17 protein-coding genes and 1 tRNA gene are annotated in these 21,756 nt (G+C 45.5%); 11 read left to right on the forward strand and 7 right to left on the reverse strand.

The genetic code is table 11. The features are described 5' to 3' along the window. Positions 1–47 precede the first annotated feature (47 nt). Both purL and ACO0LB_RS06785 read left to right on the forward strand, forming a co-directional pair. Positions 48–4,049 carry a phosphoribosylformylglycinamidine synthase gene (gene purL, locus ACO0LB_RS06780; protein WP_423047780.1) on the forward strand — a complete coding sequence of 1,334 codons (4,002 nt, stop codon included), beginning with the start codon at positions 48–50 and terminating at the stop codon, positions 4,047–4,049. Between the two features lie 101 nt (positions 4,050–4,150). Further along, entirely contained in the window at positions 4,151–5,095 is a 945-nt protein-coding gene (locus tag ACO0LB_RS06785) for a patatin-like phospholipase family protein (protein ID WP_423047782.1), read from the forward strand. A gap of 34 nt (positions 5,096–5,129) precedes the next feature. Here the strand turns inward: ACO0LB_RS06785 and ACO0LB_RS06790 are convergent, their stop codons facing one another. After that, positions 5,130–5,672: a C40 family peptidase gene (locus tag ACO0LB_RS06790; protein ID WP_423047784.1), complete on the reverse strand. Its 543-nt coding sequence runs from the start codon at positions 5,670–5,672 to the stop codon at positions 5,130–5,132. 181 nt (positions 5,673–5,853) lie between these two features. Between ACO0LB_RS06790 and ACO0LB_RS06795 the strand changes: the two genes are divergently transcribed. The 4 genes from ACO0LB_RS06795 to greA all read left to right on the forward strand — a co-directional run bounded on the left by ACO0LB_RS06795 (position 5,854) and on the right by greA (position 11,472). Further along, a complete protein-coding gene (locus tag ACO0LB_RS06795; protein ID WP_423048069.1) occupies positions 5,854–6,267 on the forward strand; it encodes a GlcG/HbpS family heme-binding protein in 414 nt (137 codons plus the stop codon). A 225-nt stretch (positions 6,268–6,492) separates the two neighbouring features. Continuing rightward, complete coding sequence (carA, locus tag ACO0LB_RS06800; RefSeq protein WP_423048071.1) at positions 6,493–7,647, forward strand: glutamine-hydrolyzing carbamoyl-phosphate synthase small subunit; 1,155 nt, start codon at positions 6,493–6,495, stop codon at positions 7,645–7,647. A 3-nt stretch (positions 7,648–7,650) separates the two neighbouring features. Then, entirely contained in the window at positions 7,651–10,869 is a 3,219-nt protein-coding gene (carB, locus tag ACO0LB_RS06805; RefSeq protein WP_423047786.1) for a carbamoyl-phosphate synthase large subunit, read from the forward strand. 126 nt (positions 10,870–10,995) lie between these two features. After that, positions 10,996–11,472 carry a transcription elongation factor GreA gene (gene greA / locus ACO0LB_RS06810; RefSeq protein WP_423047788.1) on the forward strand — a complete coding sequence of 159 codons (477 nt, stop codon included), beginning with the start codon at positions 10,996–10,998 and terminating at the stop codon, positions 11,470–11,472. Between the two features lie 83 nt (positions 11,473–11,555). Here greA and ACO0LB_RS06815 read toward each other — a convergent pair whose 3' ends face one another. Further along, positions 11,556–12,026: a YhbY family RNA-binding protein gene (locus ACO0LB_RS06815; protein ID WP_423047790.1), complete on the reverse strand. Its 471-nt coding sequence runs from the start codon at positions 12,024–12,026 to the stop codon at positions 11,556–11,558. A gap of 32 nt (positions 12,027–12,058) precedes the next feature. Here ACO0LB_RS06815 and ACO0LB_RS06820 point away from each other — a divergent pair, with 32 nt between their 5' ends. From ACO0LB_RS06820 to ACO0LB_RS06840, 5 genes are all read left to right on the forward strand, one after another. Then, positions 12,059–12,703 (forward strand): RlmE family RNA methyltransferase, encoded by a 645-nt coding sequence (locus tag ACO0LB_RS06820; RefSeq protein ID WP_423047792.1) that lies wholly within the window; start codon positions 12,059–12,061, stop codon positions 12,701–12,703. A 122-nt stretch (positions 12,704–12,825) separates the two neighbouring features. After that, positions 12,826–14,715 carry an ATP-dependent zinc metalloprotease FtsH gene (gene ftsH, locus ACO0LB_RS06825; protein ID WP_423047793.1) on the forward strand — a complete coding sequence of 630 codons (1,890 nt, stop codon included), beginning with the start codon at positions 12,826–12,828 and terminating at the stop codon, positions 14,713–14,715. Between the two features lie 57 nt (positions 14,716–14,772). Continuing rightward, positions 14,773–15,621 carry a dihydropteroate synthase gene (gene folP, locus ACO0LB_RS06830; RefSeq protein WP_423047794.1) on the forward strand — a complete coding sequence of 283 codons (849 nt, stop codon included), beginning with the start codon at positions 14,773–14,775 and terminating at the stop codon, positions 15,619–15,621. Positions 15,622–15,645: 24 nt separating this feature from the next. Next, entirely contained in the window at positions 15,646–16,995 is a 1,350-nt protein-coding gene (glmM, locus tag ACO0LB_RS06835) for a phosphoglucosamine mutase (RefSeq protein WP_423047796.1), read from the forward strand. Between the two features lie 103 nt (positions 16,996–17,098). After that, a tRNA-Arg gene (locus ACO0LB_RS06840) sits at positions 17,099–17,175 on the forward strand. A gap of 166 nt (positions 17,176–17,341) precedes the next feature. On the opposite strand, the gene ACO0LB_RS06845 is transcribed toward ACO0LB_RS06840, so the two are convergent. From ACO0LB_RS06845 to ACO0LB_RS06865, 5 genes are all read right to left on the reverse strand, one after another. Next, entirely contained in the window at positions 17,342–17,665 is a 324-nt protein-coding gene (locus ACO0LB_RS06845) for a hypothetical protein (protein ID WP_423047798.1), read from the reverse strand. Further along, positions 17,665–17,850 (reverse strand): hypothetical protein, encoded by a 186-nt coding sequence (locus tag ACO0LB_RS06850; RefSeq protein WP_423047800.1) that lies wholly within the window; start codon positions 17,848–17,850, stop codon positions 17,665–17,667. The genes ACO0LB_RS06845 and ACO0LB_RS06850 overlap by 1 nt, the downstream gene beginning before the upstream one ends. A gap of 309 nt (positions 17,851–18,159) precedes the next feature. Then, positions 18,160–18,645 (reverse strand): hypothetical protein, encoded by a 486-nt coding sequence (locus ACO0LB_RS06855; protein WP_423047802.1) that lies wholly within the window; start codon positions 18,643–18,645, stop codon positions 18,160–18,162. Positions 18,646–19,093: 448 nt separating this feature from the next. Then, a complete protein-coding gene (locus tag ACO0LB_RS06860) occupies positions 19,094–20,101 on the reverse strand; it encodes a helix-turn-helix transcriptional regulator (protein WP_423047803.1) in 1,008 nt (335 codons plus the stop codon). Positions 20,102–20,108: 7 nt separating this feature from the next. Then, positions 20,109–21,605 carry a hypothetical protein gene (locus ACO0LB_RS06865; RefSeq protein ID WP_423047805.1) on the reverse strand — a complete coding sequence of 499 codons (1,497 nt, stop codon included), beginning with the start codon at positions 21,603–21,605 and terminating at the stop codon, positions 20,109–20,111. Positions 21,606–21,756 lie beyond the last annotated feature (151 nt).

A 21,756-nucleotide genomic window follows, 5' to 3' on the forward strand; every position in this document is an offset into this window, starting at 1 on the left:
ATGATGTAAATGATAATTTATGTCTTGCCTCAACTATCTATCTCACCATGTTGATATTGCCTGGCTCCAATGCCTTGTCCGCGTTCCGTACTTCCGGCCTTTTATCCCGTTTGCAGGCGATTGATGCCAGCATTATTGGTATAACTGGCCGTTACCTGCATTTTGTTGATACTTCCTCTACTTTATCTGAGGACGAGGTGCAACGCTTAAATTCATTGTTGACTTATGGTGATGTATTTAACGGTTCCGAAGAGGGGGATGTTTTTGTAGTCATTCCACGTTTTGGCACCATTTCGCCTTGGGCAAGTAAGGCGACGGATATTGCCCATAATTGTGGCATGCAGCAAATTCACAGAGTAGAACGTGGCATTGGTTATTTTGTTCAAGTAAAAACAGGTTTGTTAGGTGGGGCAAAAAAACTCTCAGAGTCATCCCGCCAGGCCGTTGCTGGCGTCTTGTATGACCGAATGACCGAGATGGTATTGTCTGATGCTTATCAGGCACAAAATCTGTTTTCCGAATTGACTGCAAAACCTCTGGAAACTGTGGATATACTTCATGGCGGAAAAGCTGCGTTGTTGCTGGCAAATACCGAATTGGGTCTGGCGTTGTCAGATGATGAAATCGATTATCTGGTAGAGGCGTTTGTCACCGCAAAACGGAATCCAACCGATGTTGAATTAATGATGTTTGCTCAGGCAAATAGCGAACATTGTCGCCATAAAATTTTCAATGCGGACTGGACGATCGATGGCGTGGTGCAAGAAAAATCATTGTTTCAGATGATTAAAAATACCCATCAGTTGCAGCCTAAGGGAACGATCGTTGCTTATAGTGATAATTCCTCCATTATGGAAGGGGCAGTTGTCACACGTTTCTACCCAAATGGTGCTGCTGGTGGCAATGTATATCAATCAACGACTGAGTTGACGCACACCTTGATGAAAGTGGAAACGCATAATCACCCTACAGCGATTTCCCCATTTCCTGGTGCATCAACTGGAGCGGGTGGCGAGATCCGTGATGAAGGTGCTACAGGCCGGGGCGCCAAACCTAAAGCCGGACTCGCTGGCTTTACTGTATCTAATCTGATGTTGCCAGGCGCGTTGCAGCCATGGGAAAACGCATCAGATGTACTGGGCTCCAATGCGACTGATCGTGTTTATGGCAAGCCTGATCGTATTGCATCCGCCTTGCAGATCATGATTGACGGGCCAATTGGCGGGGCTGCATTTAATAATGAATTTGGTCGTCCAAATCTCGGAGGGTATTTCCGAACTTACGAGCAGAATGTTGGTTCTAAAGTCTATGGCTACCATAAGCCGATTATGATTGCCGGTGGTATTGGCAACATTTCAGATAAGCATACAAAAAAGGATGATTTGCCAGTCGGTAGTTTGCTGATACAGCTTGGTGGTCCTGGTATGCGTATCGGGATGGGAGGGAGTGCAGCTTCTTCAATGGCAACTGGAACCAATGCGGCTGATCTTGATTTTGACTCCGTGCAGCGAGGCAATCCTGAAATGGAGCGTCGTGCGCAGGAGGTGATTAACTCTTGTTGGCAAATGGGTGATCACAATCCGATTCTGTCTATCCATGACGTCGGTGCAGGCGGTTTGTCGAATGCCTTTCCAGAAATTACAAATGATGCGAAGCGCGGTGCTATTTTCGATCTTCGTAAAGTGCCTCTTGAGGAAAGTGGTATGGCTCCAAAGGAAATCTGGAGTAATGAGTCTCAAGAGCGTTACGTACTTGGCATTGCACCGGAGAGCCTGGAGTTATTCAGTTCTTTTTGTCAGCGTGAGCGTTGTCCGTTTGCAGTAGTTGGCACTGCCACGGAAGAGCGCCAATTAAAGGTGATTGATTCCGAGCACGATAATTCGCCGGTTGATATGCCTATGGATGTCTTGCTTGGGAAGCCACCAAAGATGCACAGGGATGTGTCGCATGAACACGTTGAGTATCCTGCGATTGATTTGACAGGTATCGATTTGGCAGACGCAGCCCAGCGAGTGCTGAGTCTGCCTACTGTAGCGGATAAATCGTTTTTAATTACCATCGGTGATCGGACGGTTGGTGCCACTTCTGTGCGTGATCAGATGGTCGGCCCTTGGCAGGTTCCTGTTGCTGATTGTGCTGTGACGACGATGAGTCTTGAAGGGTATCTTGGTGAGGCGATGTCAATGGGTGAGCGTACACCCTTAGCCGTGATTAATGCCGCAGCATCTGGGCGCATGGCCGTGGGCGAGGCGATCACTAACATTGCAGCTGCGCCGATTCGCGAAATTTCAGATATTAAATTATCAGCTAATTGGATGGCTGCTTGTGGTCAGCCTGGGCAAGATGCTGCGTTGTTTGATACTGTGCATGCAGTTGGTATGGAATTGTGTCCCGCACTTGGTATTAGTATTCCTGTGGGAAAGGACTCTCTTTCCATGCGTACCACTTGGAAAGATGGTGATGAGAACAAATCTGTTACGTCACCAGTTTCATTGATTATTTCCGCTTTTTCACCAGTTTATGATGTTAGAAAGTCATTGACCCCACAAATTCGTCTTGATGCGGGAGATACCAGCTTAATTTTGATTGATCTGGGGCGTGGTAAAAATCGTCTTGGCGCGTCATGTTTCGCGCAGGTGATGCAGAAGCTGGGTGATGAGGTACCAGATGTGGATCAGGCTGAAGACTTAAAGGCATTTTTTGCGGCTATCCAGCAACTGAATCAGGAGGGTCAGATTTTGGCTTATCACGATCGTTCTGATGGCGGATTATTTGCCACCTTATGTGAAATGGCATTTGCAGGGCGTGCTGGCCTTGCTATTAATCTTGATATTCTGACGATGGAGTCGGAGCATGCATCCGATCAGGGAGATGCTAAAAACTGGGCGGGTCAGGTAGCCGAGCGACGCAATGACTTGACTTTACGAGCGTTATTCAGTGAGGAGCTGGGTGCTGTTATTCAGGTTAAGACCGAGCAGCGAACAGCAGTCATGGATGTATTGCGGTCTCATCAATTAGGTGCTTGTAGCCACATTATTGGCAAACCGAATAATGGAAATAATATTGAGTTTGCGCGCGATGCGAAGCAAATTTATAGCCATGCGCGCGCCAGTTTGCATCAGGTCTGGAGTAAAACAAGTTGGCAGATTGCTCGTTTGCGCGACAATCCGGCTTGTGCTGATGCAGAATATGCTCGAATTCTGGATATTGCAGATGCTGGAATGCAGCCAAAATTGAGTTTTGATCCACAAGAAGATATTGCTGCACCTTACATTGCCAGCGGTATTCGTCCAAAAGTGGCTATTTTGCGTGAGCAGGGCGTTAATTCCCACATCGAGACTGCCTATGCCATGCATAAAGCCGGTTTTGAGGCGGTCGATGTGCATATGAGTGACTTGATTTTGGGTAGAGCAAAATTAGCTGACTTCAAAGGAATGGTTGCCGTGGGAGGATTTTCCTATGGGGATGTGCTCGGAGCAGGCGAGGGTTGGGCGAAAACAATTTTGTTTAACTCGATGATGTCTGATCAATTTTCTGAGTTTTTCCAGCGAAATGACAGTTTTGGCTTGGGTATTTGTAATGGCTGTCAAATGATGAGTAATTTGAAATCTATTATTCCTGGTGCGAAGGCTTGGCCAAAATTCACCAAGAATAAATCGGAACAATTTGAAGCTCGTTTCTCGATGGTTGAAATCGTGGAATCTGCATCCATCTTATTTCAGGGCATGGCTGGGACTCAAACGCCAATTGCGGTTGCTCACGGCGAAGGCTATGCTGATTTCTCTTTGACCGGAGATATCTCAAAAGCGCAGGTTGCCTTGCGGTTTGTTGATAATGGTGGCAAGGTCACTGAGGGATATCCGTTTAACCCTAATGGGTCCCCTCAAGGTATCACATCAGTGACAAATGCAGATGGTCGCTTTACGGTCATGATGCCGCACGCCGAGCGCGTATTCCGCACGGTGCTGCACTCATGGCATCCAGATGGCTGGGGTGAAGACTCTCCGTGGATGCGTGTATTCCGTAACGCACGTAAGTGGGTGGATTAATCAAAGCTGATAACGTTTATCTGGATGAGTGTATATAGAAACTACAGCGATGCATGATCTGCATTGCTGTAGTTTTATTTTTTTGAATCGAGATATATAAAATGAGTAGCACTATTTCAGTGATGCGAATCTGTCGATTGCGTTTTAGGGCAATAGTTGCGATTTCGCTGTTGGCTTTGTTGGCATCATGTGCCAGTACGGCACCCATATCTTCGACATCGCAACAGACACCTCTTTCAGTCGTTAAGTCAGTGCGACCTGTTAAGATAGGATTGGCGCTCGGTGGTGGAGCTGCGCGTGGATTTGCCCATATTGGCGTCATTAAGGCGCTGGAGTCACAAGGGATTTATCCAGATATTATTGTGGGGACGAGTGCCGGTAGCGTGGTTGGAGCAATGTATGCTGCTGGTAATAGTGGATTTATCTTGCAAAAAATGGCGTTGGAGATGGATGAGGCAACGATTTCTGATTGGTCGCTCCCTTTATTTTCCAAGTCAAGTGGCGTCCTTAAAGGGGAGGCTCTGCAATCCTATGTCAATCGAATGGTTGGACAATCGCCAATAGAAAAATTGCGCAAGCCTTTTGGTGCAGTTGCGACTGATCTGTCTACAGGTCAACCCGTATTGTTTCAGCGTGGCAATACAGGCGCTGCTGTCCGTGCTTCGTCTGCTGTGCCTGGCGTTTTTCAACCGGTCAAAATCAACGATCATCAATATGTTGATGGAGGATTGGTCTCTCCTGTGCCGGTGCGCTTTGCGCGGGAGATGGGGGCCGATTTTGTGATTGCGGTCAATATTTCTTCTCAACCAGAGGCTCAGAATGGCAGTAGTACACTTGATATTTTGCTGCAGACAGTAACCATTATGGGGCAAAGCATTAGTCAATTCGAGCTAAAACAAGCTGAAGTTGTTGTTCGTCCGGAGCTTGCAGGCATGAAGGGAAGTGACTTTAATGGCCGAAATTTGGCCATTCTGGCCGGGGAAAGAGCGGTAATGGCTCAGATTGTTGAAATGAAGCAAAAAATTAAAGCGGCACAGGAGCGGTGAATACTGGTTTCAGGCTAATCAAGCAGTATGCCGATTATTGCTTGATTTCATCGTCGTTAATTCTTCTGGCGCCGTTGAAGCGTTTTTTCCAGTAATCAATGTCCATACTTTCTATACGAACCTGGCCACCGGCAGATGGAGAGTGGATAAATTTATTATCACCCAGATAAATTCCCACATGGGAAAAGCCTCTGCGTAGCGTGTTATAGAACACAAGATCTCCGGGGCGGAGGTCTTTTTGATCGATGTTTTCACCAACGCGACTTATTTCCGCAGATGTGCGTGGCAAATTTGCGCCTAATACATCCTTGAATACATATCGTACAAAACCGCTGCAATCCAATCCGTTTTCAGGTGTATTGCCTCCGCGTTTATATCTTATCCCCATCATGTCCATTGCTTTCATGGTGAGGTCAGAGGCGCGCTGTTTAATTTCTTGTAATTTGATAAATGCAGTGGAGGATTCTGGGAAGGGGTTTTCAGCAGACCAACCATTACTACTCAAGGCTCCTTGCAATAATGCGGCAACTACAATTAGTTTGGCATGTTTGTAAAGGCGAGTGGTTGTTGGCAGCATTTTTATGTCTGAAAAAGAAAACCGCTCAACTTTAAGCGAGAATGTATTGAATGTAAACAGTTTGAATATTGCCTGATGGCATTTAAACTAAAAATTGTCAGGCATGATTGTCAAAACACTTTGTACACATAGGATATTTTTCATCGCGTACAATTCCATCACTTTTATTGAGGAGCTCATGATGCAAACAAAACCTGTATTAACATTGGATGACGTAAAAATAATTGCAGCTGCGGCAGAAGTTGAGGCAAGGGCCAATAACTGGGCCGTTGTGATTGCTATCGTGGATGACGGTGGGCATCTGATGTGGTTGCAGCGACTGGATGGTGTCGCCCCTATTTCTGCACAAATCGCTCCAGCAAAGGCGACCACAGCGGCGCTCGGCAAAAGAGAGTCGAAAGTATATGAGGATATTATTAATAATGGCCGTTATTCCTTTTTGAGTGCGCCCTATATTCAAGGTATGCTCGAAGGTGGTGTCCCCATTATTGTGGACGGACATTGTGTAGGTGCTGTTGGTGTCTCCGGCGTGAAGTCGGCAGAGGACGCCCAGATTGCCAAGGCTGGCATCGCCGCTCTGGGACTGACTGCATAATTAAGGCTTTATATCAAAAGGGTAGGCAGGGTTTTGATTGCCTGAAAGGCTGTTTTGCGCTACAATAGTAGGGTTTAACTAATTCGAAATTTCGCCGTAGCGCCTACCCAAATTCACATCGCTCCATCATCTTTTTCAGGCCGCGCGGCATCGCTCGGCCTGCGGAAAACGACAGCTTGGGGCGTCGCAGCGGCGGTAACAATACAGGAGTTGCCCTTGCTGCCCATTCCGCAGTCCCTTCTTCGTTCCGGCCAGGACACCGCGATACTTGCTCTTGCAGATGGAACCATTTTCACAGGATATTCTATCGGCGCTGCCGGTCATACCGTTGGCGAAGTGGTCTTCAACACCTCAATGACAGGTTATCAGGAAATTCTGACTGACCCAAGCTACAGTTCCCAGATCGTCACTCTGACTTATCCTCATATCGGCAACACAGGCGTCAATGCCGAAGATGTTGAGTCTGAAAAAATCCATGCAGCTGGTCTGATCATTAAAGATCTTCCTATGCTGGTCTCCAATTTCCGCTCCGAATCCTCTCTTTCCGATTACTTAAAGTCCCAGAACATCGTTGCGATTGCTGGTATCGACACCCGTAAACTGACCCGTATTTTGCGTGAAAAAGGTGCTCAGGGCGGTGCGATTCTGGTGGGGGATGCTGCTGAAAAAGCGATTGCGCTGGCGAAATCTTTCCCGGGTCTGTCAGGTATGGATTTGGCAAAAATCGTTTCAGCCAAACAATCATATTCATGGACTGAATCCGAATGGAAGTTGGGTGAAGGTTATGGACAACTGATCGATCCTCAATTTCACGTTGTTGCTTTCGATTTTGGCGTGAAGCGCAATATCCTGCGCATGTTGGCTGAGCGTGGTTGTAAGGTTACAGTTCTGCCAGCACAATCAAGCGCCGCCGAAGTGCTGGCGTTAAATCCTGATGGCGTGTTTCTGTCGAATGGACCTGGCGATCCGGAACCTTGTGATTACGCGATCGCTGCTGCCAAGGAGTTGATCGAAAAAGGCATTCCGACGTTCGGTATTTGTCTGGGTCATCAGATCATGGCTCTGGCTTCCGGCGCAAAAACTTTGAAGATGAAATTTGGCCACCACGGTGCAAACCACCCGGTACAGGATCTTGACAGCAAACAAGTGTTGATCACATCACAGAATCACGGCTTTGCAGTAGATGCAGCGTCGCTGCCGGCCAATTGCCGCGTTACTCATGTGTCGTTGTTCGACGGCTCGTTGCAGGGTTTTGCGCGCATTGATAAACCTGCATTCTGCTTCCAGGGGCATCCTGAAGCGTCACCAGGGCCGCATGATATTGCCTACCTGTTCGATCGCTTTACTGCATTGATGGCCACGGCAAAAACAGGAGAATAATAAATGCCAAAACGTACAGACATAAAAAGCATATTGATCATCGGCGCTGGCCCTATCATCATCGGCCAGGCTTGCGAATTCGATTATTCCGGCGCGCAGGCATGTAAAGCTTTGCGCGAGGAAGGTTACCGAGTGATTCTGGTCAACAGCAATCCTGCGACCATCATGACCGATCCGGAAATGGCCGACGTGACTTATATCGAGCCAATCACATGGCAGGTGGTTGAGCGCATCATCGCTAAAGAAAAGCCGGATGCGATTCTGCCGACCATGGGCGGACAAACTGCACTGAACTGCGCGCTGGACTTGTGGCGTAACGGCGTGCTGGACAAATACAAAGTGGAGTTGATCGGTGCAACCCCTGAGGCGATCGACAAAGCAGAAGACCGTCTGAAGTTCAAGAACGCGATGACCAAGATCGGCCTTGGTTCTGCTCGATCCGGAGTTGCTCACTCAATGGATGAGGCTTGGGCGGTGCAAAAGGATGTTGGCTTTCCGGTCATCATTCGTCCTTCATTCACGATGGGCGGTACAGGTGGCGGTATTGCTTACAATCCAGAAGAATTCGAGACGATTTGCAAACGTGGTCTGGAAGCATCACCGACCAATGAATTGCTGATCGAAGAATCCCTGATAGGCTGGAAAGAATATGAGATGGAAGTCGTGCGCGACAAGGCCGACAACTGCATCATCGTTTGCTCCATCGAAAATCTGGACCCTATGGGTGTGCATACCGGTGATTCCATTACTGTTGCACCAGCACAGACATTGACCGATAAAGAATATCAGATCATGCGTAATGCCTCGTTGGCAGTATTGCGTGAAATCGGTGTGGATACCGGTGGTTCTAACGTGCAGTTCTCGGTCAATCCGGCTGATGGACGCATGATCGTTATCGAAATGAATCCGCGTGTTTCGCGTTCGTCTGCGTTAGCATCAAAAGCAACCGGTTTCCCGATCGCCAAAATTGCAGCCAAACTTGCTGTAGGCTTCACACTTGACGAATTGCGTAATGAAATTACCGGTGGTGCGACACCAGCTTCTTTCGAGCCTTCGATTGATTATGTTGTTACGAAAATTCCACGTTTTGCCTTCGAAAAATTTCCGACGGCGGATAATCGTCTGACCACGCAAATGAAGTCGGTCGGCGAAGTCATGGCGATCGGCCGCACATTCCAGGAGTCGTTCCAGAAAGCATTGCGTGGACTGGAAGTCGGCGTCGATGGCATGAATGAAAAAACGCAGGATCGTGAAATTCTGGAGAAAGAACTGGGTGAGCCTGGGCCAGATCGCATCTGGTATGTTGGTGACGCCTTCGCTCAAGGCTTCACGCTGGAAGAAGTGCATCAGTTGACGCATATCGACCCGTGGTTCCTGGTGCAGATTAAAGATATCGTTGACATCGAATTGTGGCTTGACGAGCAGAGCCTGGATAGCATCGATAAAGATATGATGCTGCAATTGAAGAAAAAAGGTTTCTCTGATCGTCGACTCGCAAAGTTATTGAAAACGACAGATACTGCAATACGTGAAAAGCGAAAAGCGCTGAATGTACGGCCGGTTTACAAGCGCGTTGATACTTGCGCGGGTGAATTTGCCACGAATACAGCTTATATGTATTCGACGTATGAAGAAGAGTGCGAATCGAATCCTACCGACAAGAAGAAAATCATGGTGCTCGGCGGTGGTCCTAATCGCATTGGTCAGGGTATCGAATTTGACTACTGCTGTGTCCATGCCGCATTTGCGATGCGTGAAGATGGTTATGAAACCATCATGGTGAACTGTAATCCGGAAACTGTTTCGACCGATTACGATACCTCGGATCGTTTGTATTTCGAGCCGCTGACATTGGAAGATGTGCTGGAAATCGTCGAAAAAGAAAAACCTGTTGGCGTGATCGTTCAGTACGGCGGTCAGACACCTTTGAAGTTGGCACTTGATCTGGAGGCGAACGGTGTACCTATTGTTGGTACTTCCCCAGACATGATTGATGCTGCAGAAGATCGTGAACGTTTCCAAAAAATGCTGCAAGAACTTGGTTTGCGTCAGCCGCCGAATCGTACTGCACGTACTGAGCCAGAGGCATTGGCACTGGCGCAGGAGATCGGTTATCCGCTGGTGGTTCGTCCATCTTATGTGCTGGGTGGCCGTGCAATGGAAATCGTTCATGAGCAACGTGATCTGGAGCGCTACATGCGCGAAGCGGTCAAGGTATCGCATGATTCTCCTGTATTGCTGGATCGGTTCCTGAATGATGCTATTGAGGTTGACGTCGATTGCTTGTCTGATGGTACTCGCACATTCATCGGTGGTGTTATGGAGCATATTGAGCAGGCTGGTGTCCATTCAGGCGACTCTGCATGTTCGTTGCCCCCATATTCCCTGTCGCAAGAAACGATTGCAGAACTTAAGCGCCAGACTGCGTTGATGGCAAAAGGTCTGAATGTGATTGGTTTGATGAATGTGCAATTTGCCATTCAGCATAAAGATGGCCAGGACGTAGTATTTGTGCTCGAAGTCAATCCACGTGCTTCGCGTACCGTTCCTTATGTATCGAAAGCAACCGGCTTGCAATTAGCGAAAATCGCCGCACGCTGCATGGTTGGTCAGTCACTCGACTCACAAGGTATCGGTGCTGAAGTGGTGCCACCGTATTTCAGTGTGAAGGAAGCGGTATTTCCGTTCGTGAAATTCCCTGGCGTGGATACGATTCTTGGGCCTGAGATGAAATCGACTGGCGAAGTCATGGGGGTCGGTAAGACTTTCGGCGAAGCTTTCGTGAAATCGCAATTGGGTGCTGGTGTGAAATTGCCGACTTCCGGCAAGGTTTTCCTGAGTATCAAAAATAGCGACAAGCCGCGTGGTGTTAAAGTGGCGAAAGATCTGGTTGAACTGGGCTTCTCTATTGTTGCAACCAGAGGAACTGCTGCGGCCATTGCAGCTGAAGGAATTCCTGTTTCTGTTGTGAATAAAGTGGTGGAAGGTCGTCCGCACGTTGTTGATATGATCAAGAATAACGAAATTGCCTTGGTCATCAATACGGTAGAGGAAAAACGGAACGCGATTGTCGATTCACGTGCAATCCGGACCTCAGCTTTGATCGCTAGAGCTACTACATTTACAACGATTGCCGGTGCGGAGGCTGCCGTTGAGGGTATGCATCATCTGAATGAATTGCATGTTTATGATTTACAAGGTTTGCATAAGACTTTAAACTAAGAAAAATCAGTGCTTTCAGATATGTTTCTGAAAGCACCTAAATTCGATACAGAGCTCACAATAAGCATCGGTTATGCTGATGCCCGATGTGGCCTCTGTATTTTTACTTTTATAAGTGTGAGCGACATGAGTACAGTACCCATCACCAAATTTGGTGCAGAATTATTAAAGCAGGAATTGCACAATCTAAAAACAAAAGAGCGTCCAAGCGTTATTAATGCAATTTCTGAAGCACGTGCTCAGGGCGATTTGTCTGAAAATGCTGAATATGACGCGGCAAAAGAACGCCAGTCTTTTATTGAGGGGCGAATTGCTGAGCTCGAAGGAAAGCTGGGATCAGCACAAATTATTGACCCAGCTACTTTAGATGCAGAAGGACGAGTCGTTTTTGGTTCTACTGTTCACCTTGAAGATTTGGAAACATCCAAAAAAGTTAGTTACCAGATTGTTGGTGAGGATGAGGCAGATATTAAGCTAAGTAAAGTCTCCATTACTTCGCCGATTGCGCGCGCCTTAATTGGTAAATACGCAGGTGATGTTGTTGGAGTGCAGGCGCCTGCAGGTATTCGTGAATACGAAGTGTTGGATGTGTTGTACGTCTGAACTGTTACAGTTAAGGTGTGATAGTCTCGGTCACTGGTGTGACCGAGTTACTCTGGTTTGGAAAAGCTGGAGTTATCTGTAAATTAGCCTAAAGCGTTTTTCTTTGCGCTGGTTTGGCGTGGTTTTGCACGTTTTACATTGCCGCCCTGTGTTACTCGCTCGTTACCTTTGACCATTACTTTGGAGACAGTTGGTTTTTTGGTGCCACTTGGGCTAGGTTTTACGATAGTAACCTCGCGTAAACCTTTACCTTTTTTAACTAGTTTGGTTTCTTTTGTGCCGTCGACTTTCGGACGATAAATAACCAGTAGTTTGCCGATATGCTGTACTGGTGCGGCATTAAGTTCGGTGCAGATTGTGTCATACATGGCGATACGTGCTTCTCGGTCATCGCCAAATACTCTTACCTTAATTAATCCATGTGCATCAAGGCCACTATCGATTTCCTTGATAACGGATGGTGACAGTCCAGCTTCACCAATCAATACAATCGGTTTCAGTGCATGTGCTTCGGATCTGAGTTCGCTTCTTTCGGCGGGCGTAAGTTTTAACATAGTAATTCCTTTAAAAGCAGTATTTTACGCGAATGGCAAAAAATAAATTCAATCAAAATTGGGTTCACGATCATATTAATGACCCTTACGTGAAACTCGCGCAAAAAGAAGGGTATCGTGCCCGCGCTGTTTATAAGCTCAAAGAAATAGATGAGGCGGAGCATCTGGTTCGTCCGGGGCAAATTATTGTCGATTTGGGGGCCACGCCAGGTAGCTGGTCGCAGTATGTACGGAATAAATTGGCTGGCAAAGAAGGTGGTGGAATTCAAGGAGAAATCTTTGCATTAGATCTTTTGTTGATGGAGCCTATTGCTGACGTACAGTTTATTCAGGGCGACTTTCGTGAGGAAAATGTATTGAGTCAGCTAGAGTCCAGGTTGCTTGGTCGTAAGGTTGATTTAGTTTTGTCTGATATGGCGCCGAATTTATCAGGTAACTCCACGGTAGATGCTGCACGCGTTGAATACATTATTGAATTAGCAGTTTCATTTGCCAGTGATCATTTGAAGCCAACAGGATCTTTGCTCGTGAAATGTTTTCACGGGCCAAGCTATAACACCATTGTTGATCTCTTTAAAGATACATTTAAGGTCGTTTCAAATAAAAAACCAAAAGCAAGCAAAGATAAATCTTCGGAAATATTTTTGCTAGGAAGAGGTTTGAAGAATGTAGATTAGCCACATTGCCTCTTGATAATCCTCAATGTAAGCATTATATGTTGGCTAGCAAGCTCTACTCATTAAAGGTAGAATGACTGTTTACAGTTTCAAATGGCGCACCCGGCGTTCAAGGAGTTCTCGTGAATAATATGTTTTCAAAAGCTGCTATTTGGGTGGTTGTTGCCCTAGTGCTTTTTACACTTTTTAAGCAGTTTGATGGAAAAAGCATAGGGTCTGGGACTGCCTCCATACCGTATTCTGAGTTTTTGGATGAGGTGAAGTCCAAACATATCAAAGAAGCGACAATTGATGATGCTAATCGTACAGTTGTTGCTACCACAACTGATGGCAAAAAAATCAAATCCCAGTTGACTATTTTTGATCGCGGTTTAGTTGGTGATCTGGTTAATAATGGTATTAAATTTGACAATAAACCGCCTGAAGAACCTTCATTTTTGTCTCAGGTTTTCATTTCCTGGTTTCCGATGCTGTTACTTATTGGCGTTTGGGTGTTTTTCATGCGTCAAATGCAAGGCGGTGGCAAAGGGGGGGCGTTTTCATTTGGTAAATCCAAGGCGCGGATGCTCGACGATACCAATAATAACGTTACCTTTGCGGACGTGGCTGGCTGTGATGAGGCCAAAGAGGAAGTGACTGAAGTTGTTGATTTTTTGCGAGATCCAACAAAGTTTCAGAAACTTGGTGGACGTATTCCTCGTGGTATCTTGATGGTTGGTCCACCTGGAACAGGTAAAACATTGCTTGCCCGTGCAATTGCAGGTGAAGCAAAAGTTCCATTCTTTACTATTTCTGGTTCTGATTTCGTTGAAATGTTCGTTGGTGTGGGTGCGTCACGTGTCCGTGACATGTTTGAAAATGCAAAAAAACATGCGCCCTGTATTATCTTTATCGATGAAATTGATGCTGTCGGTCGTCATCGTGGTGCCGGAATGGGCGGCGGTAATGATGAGCGCGAGCAAACGTTGAATCAGATGTTGGTCGAGATGGATGGTTTTGAGGCTAATTCTGGTGTGATCGTGATTGCAGCTACGAACCGTGCTGATGTACTGGACAAAGCTTTGTTGCGTCCTGGTCGTTTTGATCGTCAGGTTTCTGTTGGGTTGCCAGATATTCGTGGTCGTGAGCAGATTTTGAATGTTCACATGCGTAAGGTCCCCATCAGTAGCGATGTGAAAGCAGATATTCTTGCTCGTGGTACTCCTGGTATGTCCGGTGCTGATTTAGCGAATCTGGTTAATGAGGCGGCTTTGTTCGCAGCGCGTCGCAACAAACGGTTAGTTGAAATGTTGGATTTCGAAGATGCGAAAGACAAGATTTTTATGGGTCCAGAGCGTAAATCGATGGTGATGCGTGAAGAAGAGCGCCGCAACACTGCTTATCATGAATCTGGCCATGCTGTTGTCGCAAAATTATTGCCTAAGGCTGACCCTGTGCATAAAGTGACAATTATGCCACGTGGCTTTGCATTGGGATTGACATGGCAATTGCCTGAGCACGATCAGATCAGTGGATATAAAGACAAAATGCTGGAAGAAATTTCTATTTTATTTGGTGGTCGTATTGCTGAAGAGATTTTTGTCGGTCAGATGTCGACGGGAGCTTCCAATGACTTCTCCCGCGCTACTAAGGTGGCTCGCTCTATGGTGACTCGTTTTGGTATGTCCGACAGTATGGGCGTTATGGTGTACGAGGATAGCCAACAAGAAGGTTATTTTGGTGGTTCGTCGAAAACAATCTCTGAGGCGACTCAGCAGAAAGTAGATGCGGAAATCAGAGCCATTCTTGATACGCAATACGCCTTGGCGCGTAAGCTACTCGAGGAAAATCGGGACAAAGTTGAGGCAATGACGAAGGCGTTGTTGAATTGGGAAACCATTGATGCAGAACAAATTAATGACATCATGAATGGCATTGATCCTCGTCCACCGAAGTTGGGGCAGTCTTCAGGTAAATCTTCTTCTGATAATTCATCTGGCGGAGTATCTCCTAACGCCGCTGCGCCCGCTTGATAATTCATATTATTTATTTTTAAAGGGGTGAGGAGCAGTCCTCACCCTTAATTTTTTATGCATAGTCATTTTCAATGCGGCCGCTATCGTTTACCGATAACTGGGGCTGAATTCAAGCCACTGGTGATGGGTATACTTAATGTGACCCCGGATTCCTTCTCTGATGGGGGACGGTATGTGTCTCTAGATAGCGCGATTTCACGTGCCGAACAGATGATATTGGACGGTGTCGATATTATTGATATTGGGGGAGAGTCTACTCGCCCCGGCTCTGTTCCATTATCGCTCTCTCAGGAATTGGATCGCGTAATGCCCGTCATTTATGCTTTGCGTGATTGCGGTGTGCCTTTATCTGTCGATACCTACAAACCAGAGGTCATGACGGAGGCGCTCGTTGCAGGTATTGACCTTGTTAACGATATTAACGGTTTTCGCTCTGATGCAGCAATTGCAGCAATCGCCAATTCTACAGATGCGGGTTTATGTGTAATGCATATGCAAAATGTGCCTAAAAACATGCAATTAAGTCCTGAGTACGCTGATGTTAATCTCGACGTAAGTGATTTTTTGCGTCGGCAAATAGCCGCATTGACGGCTGCTGGCATATCACCTTCCCGCATTACGATTGATCCTGGTTTTGGATTTGGAAAGACATTTGAACATAACGTTACCGTTTTTAGACAAATGGAGTCGATGCAACGAGAATTTAGTTTGCCTTTGTTGGTCGGAGTATCTCGCAAAACGATGATAGGACATATTACGGGTAAGGCAGTAGAGCATCGTCTTGCGGGTAGTGTATCTGCAGCGCTTGCAGCGATCAGTCGGGGGGCAAAAATTGTGCGCGTACACGATGTTGCTGAAACGGTAGATGCTATTAAAGTCTGGCAAATATTAGCCAATAATTAGCCAATAAAAAAAATGGGACTCTCAATGACAAGAAAATATTTTGGTACCGATGGTATACGCGGCAAGGTTGGCGTTGCTCCAATTACACCTGATTTTATGATGCGCCTGGGTTTTGCAGCAGGTAAGGTATTAGCACAAACAAAAACACCTGGAGATAGTCGCCCAACCGTATTAATCGGTAAAGATACGCGTATTTCTGGTTATTTATTGGAAGCCTCCTTAGAGGCAGGTTTTGCTGCTGCAGGCGTGGATGTAATGCTGTCTGGGCCCATGCCAACGCCTGCAATTGCTTATTTGACGCGTGCTTTACGCCTTTCTGCTGGTGTCGTAATTTCAGCATCGCACAATCCCTACGATGATAATGGCATTAAGTTTTTTTCTGCTCAGGGAAATAAACTACCGGATGAGGTTGAGTTAGCAATCGAGGCGGAATTAGAACGTTCGATACAGTGTGTTGATTCGGATCATTTGGGTAAAGCACGTCGTTTGCGTGATGCAAATGGTCGATATATAGAATTTTGTAAAAGTACTTTTCCAGTTGAGTTGGATCTACGTGGTTTGAAACTTGTTGTCGATTGCGCTCACGGTGCTGCCTATGATATTGCTCCGCATGTTTTTCATGAGTTGGGAGCGGAGGTCATTGCCATTGGTAATCAACCTAATGGATTAAATATTAATGATCAGGTAGGTGCTACAGCTCCGGAAGCATTAGCTTTGGCGGTCAGAGCAAATCATGCGGATCTTGGTATCGCACTTGATGGTGATGCTGATCGCTTATTGATGGTGGATCGATATGGAAAAATTTATAACGGTGATCAATTATTGTATTTGATGGTCATTGACCGGCTGGCAATAGGTGCTGTAGAGGGAGTTGTCGGTACCGTGATGACTAATATGGCAGTCGAGTTGGCATTCAATAAATTGGGAGTTGACTTTGCCCGTGCCAAAGTTGGTGACCGTTATGTGTTGGAGCAAATGCATGAACGTGGATGGTTGCTCGGTGGCGAAGGGTCGGGCCACTTACTATGCCTGGATAAGCACTCCACAGGTGACGGTATTGTTTCAGCCCTGCAGGTGCTTTCAGCGTTAAGGCGTAGTGGCAAACATCTTGATCAGTGTTTCGATGAGCTGCAATTGTTTCCTCAAGTACTGTTAAATGTGAAAGTACCTAAAAGTTATCAGTGGCAGCAAGATCAGGCTTTAATCAGCGAAAAAATACTGGTTGAGCGTGAGCTTGGTAATCATGGTCGGATATTGATACGTGCATCAGGAACTGAGCCGTTGATACGTGTGATGGTGGAAGCTAATGACGCTGGTTTGGCATCTGCTTGTGCCAGACGATTGGCAGATAAAATTACGCCCGAAATTGTTTAATTTTTCACTCTAAAATCAGGATGCAGGTTGAATCTATACTGGATAACATGTACTATTCAGCCTTCAGTTTTTGGCTGGTCTGTTTTGATCAGTCTTAAAAGAACTGTCCATAGCTCAGTTGGATAGAGCACGAGCCTTCTAAGCTCGGGGTCGCACGTTCGATTCGTGCTGGACAGGCCAGGTTTTCCCTGTGGATACTTGGGTTTTTGAAATTACCCCCAGATCTTTCATCTCTTCTGTGCTACTCGTGTGCTACTGTTATTGTTGTGCACTTGCATCAACCCTTAGATTCTACTGGCCAATTACAACGGCTGGCAATAGGGAAATAAGCTCAAATACCTCGGCTTTAAGGAACTTTGGGAGTGATTGGCTTATTTGTCAAACGCGCGTTTGCAATAATTGCGTTCATTGATGCTCTGGCGTCAGTGTTCCTGAGATAAGTTTTAACCAAGTTGTATAAATCCATATCCGCCATTGATCCGCCAGACAGGTTGCAGTGCAGGACTAAGGCCACTACGCCTTGATCAATTTGGCAAGGAGTCAATGTTCCATAGCTTTCATAATCTACTGTCTTCTCTGGAGCTTCTTCGTAACCTTCTTCTTTAAGCGATCTGAGTGCCGAGTTTATCAACGCTTGTGCTCTTAATTTTATCAATTTGCTGTTTTGCATCAGTACGTATCCCTTAATTTCTGCAATTCAACGCCTGAGACTTTCGACATCAAATTGGCTTTGTCGATATCGACGACCTTGCCACGCTTTATCCAGGCGTGAATAGTGGTATTTGATACTGCCATGACGTGGGCGGCTTTGGTTGGTCCTCCGAGGCGATCTACCGCCACCCTTACTAAATTCATATCTACTATCATCTTTTTCCAATATAAGAATTTTTTTCTGATCTGACATTTGCTTATCAAATGTCTGTCATTCTTATGTTAACTCGTGAAATGATAGGTGGTGGAGAGTGAAGATCGTTTTTCTGAATTTGCCCTTTAAACGTTGGCAAATTTAGAGAAAAAATATTTTTGGACTTCTTGCAATTACTTGCTCATCGTATGTAAGTAGGTTAAGTCATTAACATATATCGTTGGCCTCGCCTAACATCGATTCGAAAGAATTAGTTTAAGTTCTTATTGTCCAATATGCTTAGTCAATTGCTGTGCAGTTTATTTACCCATATTACCTTGCTGCGCTGTCTCATCTTTAATTAAGACAACTGGGATATCAGCATACAAACCAATTGCCCGACCTTTAATCGCAGCGATTTTTCCTTTTTGCTCAATTGAGAGTAAGAATTCTCTGATTTTGTCATTACCAACAATAAACACTTCGCTATTATTCAACGATTTACACAATATCGATGGAAGACCATCCCTTAATTGAGGCGCGTAGCAATCAAATAGTTGTATGTAAACCCACGAACCCCTTAATTTCCCCGATTGCAATCCCATGGTCAGGGACACTAAATCTGGGTTAGTTCTTGGCAAATCTGGCTTTTGATTAACACCTTCCAAATTGATAGTACGGTAAGGAATAGCGGATAAGTCTTCTGGACCTTCACCCATGTCTATCCAATTATTTTCTTCTTTTTTTGTGCAGCCCAGTAAAATTAGTAGAACCAAGCTTGTCATCGCAATAATGACTTTTTTCATGTTCTACACCGCATGACTATGTTGAGTAGACTGCGCACAGCCGAATTTTCTAGCTCGGATACTAGCTCGTTGAGAACAACCCAAATTCCGCTTAGTATTGCCTGCGCAACTCGAATAATCCAAAAAAGCATAAAGATGCATGCGGTCGCTATGGCGGCAAAAAGAAGAGCGCAGATAATTACAGCGTAGTAAATTTTTTGAATCATTAATTTTCTCGATTTGACTGGGCCTATACCACATTCAGATCTGGGGATTAACAAACCCAGACGAAAGAATATGGCGTCTAAAAACTGATTTTCTTAACCATGCATTCAGTCTAAGAGACGACTGCGACAAACTGCGTCGCATCGAGGATGAGAGATTCTTTACTGGAATTTTTATACAGGTTTAGCTAATTTTGAAGGACATACCGGATGGGGATTGCATATAGAGATAGGGAAAATTGCAACTAGCCCTCGTATAACTCAAGCATTCGTTTGGCTTCGCAATACAATTGCTGTCGAAGAGCTACTGGTTTCACTACTTCAACACTTGCACCGAAACCTTGCAACCACCAAATCAATTGCTTGGTTTCTCTGACATTAGCACGCAAGAGAAAACGACCATCAGGCATTTTTTGTAAATCCTGCTCTTCACTCAAAGGAGTTTCCATGAGATGACTGGCAATGTCCGCTGAAAAAAAAGCCTCTAGGCACAAGACTTTCTGGGGAAACCAGTCAAGAGCACCGGACTTCAGATAATCGTCGAACTTGAACGTGTCAGGGCGTTCCGCCGGTGTGTCAATGGCTTGTGCGTTCCGTATGCGATGCATTGCAAGAATCCGAATGTCAGGATAGGTCTTTATAGTGCATACCAAATATATAACTTGGCCACGCTGCACTAAGCCAAGCGGATGTATGGGATATTGCTCGCTGGTCAATTTATCCCTACCGAGATACTCAATCAAGCACTGCCTATCAAGCAGTAATGCATCATAGACGACTGTTTGAACGTCGGAATTGACCTGAGGTGGCAATAACGCTTGTGTTGAAGGAATGACCTTCACCTTACCAAGCCAAGTGGCTGCGCCAACACGCCCATCCAAGTTTGAGAGCGTTTGTTCAGCCAACGCAAAAAAACCTTCCAATTGCGCCAGCACCGAACTAGGAATCAGCATTCGCAAATGTTCTCTAACCAACAGCATCGTCAATGCTTGGCTATTTGTTAGCCCTGGCAAATCAAATACCGGTGCATCCTTTTGCCAGCTCCAACCAAAGGGTTTGCTGCGCTCATCAGCAGATAGGGGAAATATTATTGCCAGCGACTGGAGGTCGCGTTCAACTGTTCGTTTTCCAACCCTGAAGCCCTCCTTAGCTAGTCGTTTATGAAGTTCAGTAGCGCTAATTTTCCTGGGATTTCGAGGGATAAGCCTTAGCGTATTCCACTGTCTGTGAAGAGTTTCTGGAGTAAAAGACATTTTTTCATCAATGCGAAGCGCGTCGTTGGTCCCTAAGTTTGTTCAACAATACTTCATTGTTGTAGATCAATTTTTCCATCGCTTTGAGTCGGTCTATTTTTTGCTGTCCAGAGCCTAAGATCGCTTGTGTGACTGTAGCGATCAATATGGCGGCAATTTTTGCTCCACTATCATAGCCAGCGGTCGCAGCGGCACCTACATAGAATGAGATGGCATACTTACCTGATCGGTCGCCAAATAGCTTGCTTCTATCGATTGATGTTAAGTCACTTCTGTTGTACGAAGTAAATGCAATTAATGCTAGAGAAATAAGTGACGGGTCTCCCATCCCTTCATTTGCAACACCAACTCCATCAGTCGATAAATTTTCTAAATCTATATTTGCAATCCCGCTATCTGTAACTCGCTCTTGGTAACCCCTAAGGACAAGTTCCGAGTACACCTCTGAGGTTGTCACAACATGTATGTCAGGATACCTTTCCAGAGCTTCTCTCACATATTGTATGGAATCCGTTGCCTTCAATTGCAGATAGTCTATGTCTACTCCGTCAGGCCCTACTATATGTATATCCCAGCCAGGTTGATTCGGTAGTTGAGCCATTTCCGCATGGTATCCAGATGGCAGTCGATCGTAAGAGTTCAAGTAATCTACATATTGAATCTCAAAGAGCTTCCCTTTGATTTTAGATACAAACATGTCTTCACTAGCTTTACTACCGAGGTCTAAAACATACTCTTTAAAGGACTTTTCAAGAGCTATGTTTGGCATAGTCATTTGATACGCAAGCAATATGTCATTTGGAATCTTAGACGCTAACGCAGCATGAAGCGAATCCCCGCCTAGTAAGATAGCATCCAGAAATGCAGAATTGTTAGTCAGTTTTCCAGCAGTGATTAAAGGCAAATCCGTAAGTTCCTTATGTTCAGCGCTTTGTAATTTTATCCGGTTTTCACAGTCTTCGAAATCCTGCTTTCCTGCTGTGAAGTGTCCAGAAAAACTGGTGGCGCCATCAAGAGTACCCTTAAGAATCGCTTTGGAATGTTCTTTGATATCACCAATAGTTTCAACCGGGTTTTTTACAATATATATTGCCTTATCTGCCGTCCACTCGGCACTCTCCTTTACAGAAGTTTTTGTATCGTCAAATATTTCTGCTCGTCTGTTATATGCATCGGCAGTAAATGCCTTTGCTTGTAGAATCGCTTCTTTGGTTTTGTTCACGCCATCCAACGTGGCTTCGACCACTATCGTCGGTTCTTTCACCACTGCTTTAATTGCATCAACTGTAGCTCCTCCAGCGTTCTTTACCTGCTCAGTGCCTAATATCAGTGCATCTTCCATTGAGTGATAGCCATTTCGCCCCATCCGGATGGTCTCGTCTTTTATAGGCTCTAATTTTTCAGCAATATTTTTTGCCTCCTGTGCTGATGTTTCTATGGTGCCTTTCATAACGGCAGAAACATCTTCAATAATGCTATTTGCCAGGTTTTTTATTGTTTCCATTTGGTGACTCGATTCTTAAATTCAGTCTTTGCATTCAATAAGAAATACACATAGACGAGATTGGACGGCAGATATATGAAAGTGGTTGTTAAGATAAACTAGTTAATATTTTCGTACAATCATTTAGTTGTCATGGAGCGCATACTTTATT

This window comes from Undibacterium sp. SXout7W, assembly GCF_049339385.1.
In the GTDB taxonomy this organism is placed as follows: Bacteria; Pseudomonadota; Gammaproteobacteria; order Burkholderiales; family Burkholderiaceae_D; genus Undibacterium.